The organism is Rudaea sp. (genome assembly GCF_036383415.1).
Lineage (GTDB): Bacteria > Pseudomonadota > Gammaproteobacteria > Xanthomonadales > Rhodanobacteraceae > Rudaea.
In genome coordinates this window covers 1-7907 of the sequence record NZ_DASVOK010000170.1, presented here as the reverse complement: position 1 = coordinate 7907, position 7907 = coordinate 1, and the positions used below count along the sequence as shown (strand labels likewise).

Annotated in this window: 9 protein-coding genes and 1 pseudogene; 4 read left to right on the top strand and 6 right to left on the bottom strand. The window is 65.4% G+C overall.

The window, feature by feature from the left end; genetic code table 11:
• Together VF497_RS06645 and VF497_RS06640 are read left to right on the top strand one after the other, a co-directional pair.
• Positions 1-384: pseudogene (locus VF497_RS06645) on the top strand (hypothetical protein); the annotation flags it as partial.
• A gap of 180 nt (positions 385-564) precedes the next feature.
• Positions 565-1578 (top strand): redoxin domain-containing protein, encoded by a 1014-nt coding sequence (locus tag VF497_RS06640; RefSeq protein ID WP_330886925.1) that lies wholly within the window; start codon positions 565-567, stop codon positions 1576-1578.
• Positions 1579-1596: 18 nt separating this feature from the next.
• Here the strand turns inward: VF497_RS06640 and VF497_RS06635 are convergent, their stop codons facing one another.
• The 4 genes from VF497_RS06635 to rlmE form a co-directional block, all read right to left on the bottom strand.
• Positions 1597-2250, bottom strand: coding sequence for an HAD family phosphatase (locus tag VF497_RS06635; protein ID WP_330886923.1), 654 nt, complete (start codon positions 2248-2250; stop codon positions 1597-1599).
• Positions 2237-3139, bottom strand: coding sequence for a dihydropteroate synthase (gene folP, locus VF497_RS06630; RefSeq protein WP_330886921.1), 903 nt, complete (start codon positions 3137-3139; stop codon positions 2237-2239). Before folP ends, VF497_RS06635 begins: the two co-directional genes overlap by 14 nt.
• A 206-nt stretch (positions 3140-3345) precedes the next feature.
• Positions 3346-5268 (bottom strand): ATP-dependent zinc metalloprotease FtsH, encoded by a 1923-nt coding sequence (gene ftsH / locus VF497_RS06625; RefSeq protein ID WP_330886919.1) that lies wholly within the window; start codon positions 5266-5268, stop codon positions 3346-3348.
• Positions 5269-5378: 110 nt separating this feature from the next.
• Positions 5379-6002 carry a 23S rRNA (uridine(2552)-2'-O)-methyltransferase RlmE gene (gene rlmE, locus VF497_RS06620; RefSeq protein WP_330886927.1) on the bottom strand — a complete coding sequence of 208 codons (624 nt, stop codon included), beginning with the start codon at positions 6000-6002 and terminating at the stop codon, positions 5379-5381.
• A 204-nt stretch (positions 6003-6206) separates the two neighbouring features.
• On the opposite strand from rlmE, the gene yhbY reads away from it, so the two are divergent.
• Positions 6207-6503, top strand: a complete 297-nt coding sequence (yhbY, locus tag VF497_RS06615; RefSeq protein WP_330886917.1) for a ribosome assembly RNA-binding protein YhbY — start codon at positions 6207-6209, stop codon at positions 6501-6503.
• Positions 6504-6649: 146 nt separating this feature from the next.
• On the top strand, positions 6650-7024 hold the full coding sequence (locus tag VF497_RS06610) for an Mth938-like domain-containing protein (RefSeq protein WP_330886915.1): 375 nt from the start codon (positions 6650-6652) through the stop codon (positions 7022-7024).
• 1 nt (position 7025) lies between these two features.
• On the opposite strand, the gene VF497_RS06605 is transcribed toward VF497_RS06610, so the two are convergent.
• Both VF497_RS06605 and VF497_RS06600 read right to left on the bottom strand, forming a co-directional pair.
• Complete coding sequence (locus VF497_RS06605; RefSeq protein WP_330886913.1) at positions 7026-7688, bottom strand: response regulator transcription factor; 663 nt, start codon at positions 7686-7688, stop codon at positions 7026-7028.
• The coding region (locus VF497_RS06600; RefSeq protein ID WP_330886911.1) for an ATP-binding protein at positions 7667-7907 on the bottom strand (241 nt) is incomplete at its 5' end. The genes VF497_RS06605 and VF497_RS06600, both read right to left, overlap by 22 nt.

The window sequence follows — 7907 nt, the reverse complement described above, 5'->3', positions numbered from 1 at the left end:
CTGCGCCTGATCGCGCTCGCCGAAAGCGTGTTCGCTAACGCCAACCGTTTCGTGCGCGCGTGCATGGCGCTGGAGGCGATACTGCAGGACAGCCGCGAGCGGCCGGCACAGGAGCAAGTGCAGGCTTTCGCGCGCCGCATCGACGCCGCGCTCGGCGACATCGCCGACGGGCTGCGCCACGATCACCCGGTGCAGATCGAGGGTCTGCGCGCCTGCGAGCGCGATCTGGTCAAGACGCTGGCCGCCACGCCGCCCGACAGCGAAGCGCACGCTGTCGCGCTCGCCATCGCCGACGCCTGCGACCGCGCCACGGATTCGATCGACACGCTCGCACATCTGCTCGACCGCGACTTGGCCCGTGCCGCTGCCGGCGAATCCGCTTGAGTCCGATGTGGAGATGCATCGCGGTGCCAGACCGAAGTGCGGAAAACATTGGCCCTGAAAAAAATTGATAAATTGGATCGTGCACAGGGCCAAATGTCGCGTAGGTTATTGGCTGCCCCCCATCTCCACGAGTAACTACGCGCCATGCCCGCCTCGCTTCGCCCTCGCTCGATTTTGCGCTTGCTTCCCCGCCTCGCCGCACTCCTGTTTGTTGCCGCACTGCTCGGCGGAGGTGCCCCCGCGCACGCCGAAAGCGGACAGGATTTCGCCGCGCAGGCCGGCGACCACCTGCTCGGCCAGATGGCACCAGCGGTCAAGCTGACCACGATCGACGGCAAGACCATCGACCTCGCCGCATTGCGCGGGCGCAAGGCCGTGTATCTCAAGTTCTGGGCAACCTGGTGCGTGCCTTGCCGCGAGCAGATGCCGCACTTCGAGAACGTCTACCGCCATGCCGGCGACGACCTCGAAGTCGTCGCGATCAACATCGGTTTCGACGACACGATCGAACAGATCCGCGAATACCGCGGCAAGCTCGGCATCACGATGCCGATCGTGCGCGACGACGATGGCCACCTCGGCGAACTGTTCAGCTTGCGCGTCACCCCGCAGCATGTGATCGTCGATCGCGACGGACGCATCACCTACGTCGGCCATCTAGCCGACGCGCACCTCGATGCCGCGCTCGCGCAAGCGCGCAAGGGCGTCACGGCGACTGCGGCGACATCGCCCGCGGCAACGGATGCCGCCGCACAGGTCGCGCAGAAGGCGAAGACGCTCGACGGCGGCGACATTGCGCTGGCCGACCCCGAACACAAGCGTCGCACCGTGCTCGCGTTTCTGTCGCCGTGGTGCGAAAGCTACTTCGAGAAGACCCGTCCGCAGTCCGCCGCCCAGTGCAAGGCGATACGCGAGCAGTTGAGCGCGCATGGCGGCGACGCGAGCGTGCGCTGGGTCGGCATCGCCGCGGGACTGTGGGCCTCCGCCCAGGATCTGCGCGAGTACCGTGACAAGCACGCAGTCAAGGTGCCGCTCGTGCTCGACGGCGACGGTGCGCTGTTCCGCCGCTACGGCGTGCGTCAACCGGCAGCGCTGATCGTACTCGACGCGAACGGACGCGTTATGCGTCGACTCGATCCCAGCGCGTTGCAGGGCCGCAGCCTGGTCGACGCGGCACTCGCCGCCACGCCGTAGGCGAGACGCGTCGCAGCGCTAGGCCGCGAGCAACCCGAATGCCGCCAGCTCACGGCGCAGCGTGGCCGGATCGCGGAAGCGGATTGCATGCAGTCCGGCCTGGCGCGCGCCGACGACATTCGCCTCGCTGTCGTCGATGAAGACCGCGCGCTCAGGCACCACCTCGTAGCGCCGCAGCAGCAGCTCGTAGATCGCACGGTCCGGCTTGACCAGCTTCTCCTCGCCAGAGACGACGATGCCCTCGAACCAGTCGAGGAACGGAAAACGCCGGTGCCCGATCGGAAACGTTTCCGCTGACCAATTCGTCAGCGCGAGCAACCGTACCGGCTCATCGCGCAGTTCGGCCAGCAGCGCCACTGTCTCGTCGATCGCCCCGCCGAGGGTCTCTTCCCAGCGCTCGCGATAGGCGCTGACCAGCGTCGCATGTTCGGGGTGGCGCGCTTGCGCCTCCGCGATCGCCTCCCGCCAAGGACGCCCGGCGTCCTGCTGCAGGTTCCATTCGGGCGAACACACGTGCGCGAGAAACCATTCCATCGCCTCGTGATCGGCGCCGAAGAGCTTGCGGTAGAGGTGGCGCGGGTTCCAGTCGATGAGCACGCCGCCGAGATCGAAGATGATCGTGTCGATGCCAGCGTTGCGCTGCCGACCGTGCGGTCCCTCAGTCATCGTCATCGAAGCGTTGCGAACCGAACGGCTTGCGTGCTTTCTTCGCCGGCGCCGTGCCGCTGACAACACCTTGCCAGACGGCGAGCGCATCGCGCGTCGCGGCGACATCGTGCACGCGCACGATCATCGCGCCCTTCTGCACCGCGATCAGCGCTGCGGCGGCGGAACCGGCCGCGCGCTGTTCGACGTCGCGGCCGGTCAATGCGCCGATCATGCCCTTGCGCGAGAGGCCCGCGAGCAGCGGCACGCCGAGCGCGGCGAGTTGGTCCAACCCGCGCAGCAGAGCAAGATTGTGCTCGAGCGTCTTGCCAAAACCGAAGCCCGGATCGACGACGATGCGTTTCCTGTCGATGCCGCTCATCTCGCAGGCGAAGATGCGGCCGGCGAGGAAATTCTTCACCTCGCCGACGACATCGTCGTAGTGCGGCGCGTCCTGCATCGTGCGCGGCTCGCCCTGCATGTGCATCAGACAGACCGGCACCTTCAATTCCGCCGCCGCATCGAGCGCGCCGTCTTCGCGCAGCGCACGCACGTCGTTGATGAAGCCGGCACCCGCGGCGATGGCCGCACGCATCACCTCTGGCTTGCTTGTATCGATGGAAATCGGCACCTCGACGCGCTTCGCCAGCGCCTCGATCACGGGAGCGACGCGCGCGATTTCGTCTTCGGCGGCGACCTCGCTCGCGCCGGGCCGGGTCGATTCCGCGCCGACATCGAGCAGGTCCGCGCCCTGCTCCACCATTGCCATGCCTTGTGCGACGGCGGCTTCGATGTCGTTGCGCAAGCCGTCGCCGGAAAACGAATCGCCGGTCAGGTTGAGGATTCCGGCGATGCTTGCACGGTCAAGCTTGAGCGCACGGCCGGCGCAATCGAGGGTGGGAGTCGTGTCGAACATGGAACGAGTTTACGACAACGGCATGAGCAGGGAACCCGCCTTGCCGTTCACGGCAGCCCTTTGACGTCGGTCGTCGTCGGCAGGCCGACCCTCGACGCGAACGCGGCGAAGCGCGGGGCGGCGCCCGCGGAAGGCGAAGCAAGCTCCGCAAACAGAAGGCCGCCCGAGGGCGGCCTTACGGTTCGGTTCGATCGGTACGATCGCTTTCAATGCTGGGTCGCGGTGCCGCCGATCGGTGCGGCGGTCTTGTCTCCGCTGGCCGCATTGCCACCGCTGCGCGGCGGTTCGCCGGACTTCTGCCAATCCTTCGGCGGACCCGGCGTGCGGCCTTCCATGATCGCGCTGATCTGTTCGCTGTCGATCGTCTCGTACTGCAGCAGCGTATTCGCCATCGTGTGCAGCTTGTCGATGTTCGTCGTCAGCAGATCGTGCGCACGGCCATACGCGGTATCGATGATGCCACGCACGACTTCGTCGATCTTGCGCGCGGTCTCCTCGGACACGTGCTTGTGCTGGGTGACCGAGCGGCCGAGGAAGACTTCATCGTCCTCCTCCGCATAGGTCATCGGTCCGAGTTCGGGCGAGAGGCCATACTTGGTCGCCATGTCGCGGGCGAGGCCGGTGGCGCGCTGGATGTCGTTCGACGCGCCCGTGGTGACCTTGTCTTCGCCGAAGATGATTTCCTCGGCGACGCGGCCGCCGTAAAGGCTGGCGAGGCGGCTTTCCAGGTACGTCTTGCTGTTGCTGTAGCGATCGGCCTCGGGCAGGAACAGGGTGACACCGAGCGCGCGCCCGCGCGGGATGATCGTGACCTTGTGCACCGGGTCGTGCTCGGGCACGAGTCGGCCGACGATCGCATGCCCTGCTTCGTGATAGGCAGTCAGCTTCTTCTCGTCCTCGCTCATGAGCATCGAGCGCCGCTCGCTGCCCATCATGATCTTGTCCTTGGCGCGCTCGAAATGGTCCATGGACACGTCGCGCGAGTTGCCGCGCGCGGCGAACAGCGCGGCCTCGTTGACAAGGTTGGCGAGATCGGCGCCCGAGAAACCCGGCGTGCCACGCGCGATCACGGTCGGATCGACATCGGCCGCGAGCGGCACCTTGCGCATGTGGACTTTCAGGATCTGCTCGCGGCCGCGCAGGTCGGGCAGCGGCACGACGACCTGACGGTCGAAGCGGCCCGGGCGCAGCAGTGCCGGATCGAGCACGTCGGGGCGGTTGGTCGCGGCGATGACGATGATGCCTTCGTTGCCCTCGAAGCCGTCCATCTCGACGAGCAACTGGTTCAGAGTCTGCTCGCGCTCGTCGTGGCCGCCGCCGAGGCCGGCACCGCGATGGCGGCCGACCGCGTCGATTTCGTCGATGAAGATGATGCACGGCGCGTGCTTCTTCGCCTGCTCGAACATGTCGCGCACGCGCGAGGCACCGACGCCGACGAACATCTCGACGAAGTCGGAACCGGAGATCGTGAAGAACGGGACCTTGGCTTCGCCCGCGATCGCCTTGGCGAGCAAGGTCTTACCGGTACCGGGCGAGCCGACCATGAGCACGCCGCGCGGGATGCGGCCGCCGAGTTTCTGGAACTTGGACGGATCGCGCAGGAATTCGACGAGCTCCTGCACTTCGTCCTTGGCCTCGTCCACGCCGGCGACGTCGGCGAACGTGACCTTGACCTGGTCCTCACCTTGCAGGCGTGCGCGCGAGCGACCGAAGCTCATCGCGCCACGTCCACCGGCACCGGCCTGCATTTGACGCATGAAGTAGACGATCACGGCGAAGAACAGCAGGATCGGCACCCAGTCGATCAGCAGGCGCGTGATCAGGCCGCTGTTGTCCTTGGCCTCGACCGTGAACTTGACGCCCTGCTTGTCGAGGATCTTGTCGAGCGAGCCGTCGGTCGGCACGATCGTCGTGTTGAGCTTCTGTCCGTCCTTGAGCTTGGCATTGACCGTCTGCAGGTCGTTGCGCAGCACGACCTCGCTGACATTGCCGTTGTTGACCTGGGCCATGAAGTCCGAATACGGCACCGTGCTCGGCTCGGTGCCGCCGAACTTGAAGCTCTGCACAGCGACGATCAACACCACCGCGATGACCACCCAGATCACAAGATTCTTGACCATTTCGTTCATTAGCCTTGACTCAACTTGCGGCCGATTGCCGCGTCGGTAACTCTTTGTGTCCTGCATCGTTGCCTGTGATGCTCAACCGCGTTTCCCGGTTGCCAGCGCGACGATTTCCGCTATCCGCGCTTGCCGCTGGCAAGCGCGTAGACCTCTGGGCTGCGCGCGCGCGAGGCTTTCGGTTTCCGAATGCTGACGCGCTCATAGCCCTCGCGCAAGCTCTTCAGGTACGCATCATAGTCCCGTCCCTGGAAAAGCTTTATCAAAAACGCGCCGCCGGGCTTCAGGTGGACAGCAGCAAAATCCCTAGCCAATTCAGACAGATGCATCGCCCTCGCCTGATCGGCCACGGCCACTCCACTCATATTGGGGGCCATGTCGCTCAAGACAAGGTCAACGGGCGCCCCGGCCAACAGCGTTTCCAGCCGCTTCAGCACCGATTCCTCGCGGAAATCGCCCTCGATGAAATCGACGCCGCCGATGCCCTGCATCGGCAGGATGTCGAGCGCGACGATGCGGCCCTTGTCGCCCAGCTTCTCGCGCACCATCTGCGACCAGCCACCCGGCGCCGCGCCGAGATCGACCACAACCATGCCCGGCTTGAGGATCGCATCGCGCTGGAGCAGCTCCTCGAGCTTGAACACGGCGCGCGAGCGCCAGCCCTCGGCTTGGGCGCGCTTGACGTAGGGATCGCTGAAGTGCTCCTTCAACCAACGGGCACTGGATTTGCTGCGGGAGGCCATCAACCTGTCCAAAAACCTACTGCGCTCGGTATTTTGCGCGGCGGCGGTGCTCGGAATCCTCATTTACGTACAAGTAAACTCCGGCTCCTGCGCTCCGGCGCCGCGCAAACTTCCTTCGCTCGCTACGGTTTTTGGACAGGTTCATGGAGTAAGTGTGCATGATACCCTGTGCGACCACTCGATGCCTTAATTTCCAGTCCTTCCATGGCCTTGACCAACACCCAGATCCGCTACCTGCGCGGCCTCGCGCATGATCTCAACCCCGTCATCCTCGTCGGCAACAAGGGCATCACGCCCGCGCTGGTCAAGGAATTCGGTGCGGCGCTCGACCAGCATGAACTGGTCAAGGTTAAGATCGCCGGCGACGACCGCGATGCGCGCAAACAGCAGATCGACGAACTCGCCGGACAGGCCGGCGCCGAAGTCGTGCAGCGCATCGGCCATGTCGCGAGCTATTTCCGCCGCAATGAGGATGCGCCGAAGATCGCCCTACCGCGCTAGAAACCTCTGCTTAACCTACTACGCTCGATAATTTGCGCGCCGGCGGTGCTCAAAATCCTCATGTACTCATATGTACATTCCGGTTCCTGCGCTCCGGCGACGCGCAAATTTTCTTCGCTCGCTACGGTTAATCAGAGGTTTCCTACTTGCAACTGACCGAACACCGCCATGAGCAGCAGATGTTCGTGCGCAAGGCCGATGCGACGCAGATCGTCGTTATCGACCGCGCGTTCACGGGCAGCGTGCTCGTCGACACCACCGATGCGCAGGCGGATTTCCCCGCGCGTTCGATCGACGAACTCGACAGCGCGGCGATCGCGCTGATCCTCGCGCGCAAACCCGAGGTCGTCCTGCTCGGCACCGGCGCACGCACGACCTTCCCGCCGCAGGCCGTGCTCGGCGAATTCCTCAAGCGCGGTATCGGCCTCGAGACGATGGACAACGCCGCCGCCGCGCGCACGTTCAACGTGCTCGCCGGCGAGGGGCGCAAGGTCGTCGCAATCTTCCTGCTTCCAGGCTGACTCAGGCCTCGATCAAACCGTTGCGCACCGCGATCAGGGTCAATTCGGCCTGGTTGCCCGCGCCGAGTTTCTGCTTGATGTTGTACAGATGCGTGCCGACCGTGTTCGGCGACAGCGACAATGTCTGTGCGATGGCCTGCACCGATTCGCCCCGCGCGAGCTTGATGAACACGGCGAATTCGCGCTCCGACAGGCTCTCGATCGATTGCCCCGGCGCGGCGAGATCGTGCAGCGCGAGCCTGCGCGCGATTTCGGCTTCGAGATAGATGCGCCCGGCGGCAACCGCGCGCACCGCGTCGAGCAGTTCCTCGGGCGCGCCGCGCTTGGACAGGTAACCGAGCGCGCCGGCCCTGAGCACGCGCCGCGGATGCGCCGAGTCTTCGTGCGCCGACAGCACGAGGATGCGCGCACTGCGGTCGCGCGCAAGCAGGCGGCGCACGGTCTCGATGCCGCCCATGCCCGGCATCGACAGGTCCATGATCGCGACATCGGGCTGGATGCGCGCGAACTCGCGATACGCGGTTTCGCCACTCTCGGCCTCGCCGACGACTTCGACCTCGCCGCTCATCTCGAGCAGCACACGGAAGCCGACGCGCACGACGGCGTGGTCGTCGACCAGCATCACGCGGATTTTTCCCGCATTCATCGGTACGGGCGTGCCCATGGCTGCAATGGAATCTCCAGCTCGATCCGGGCGCCGTGCGGCTCGCGATTGCCGATACGCGCCTCGCCACCGAGCGCCTGCGTGCGCTCGACGATGCCGCGCAGACCGTAGTGGCCGGGTTGCCGCCAGTTTTCGGGCAAGCCACGGCCGTCGTCGGCGATTTTCACCTGCAGTACCTCCGCTTCGGCGTTCACGGTGATCTCGATCGCTTTCGCCTCC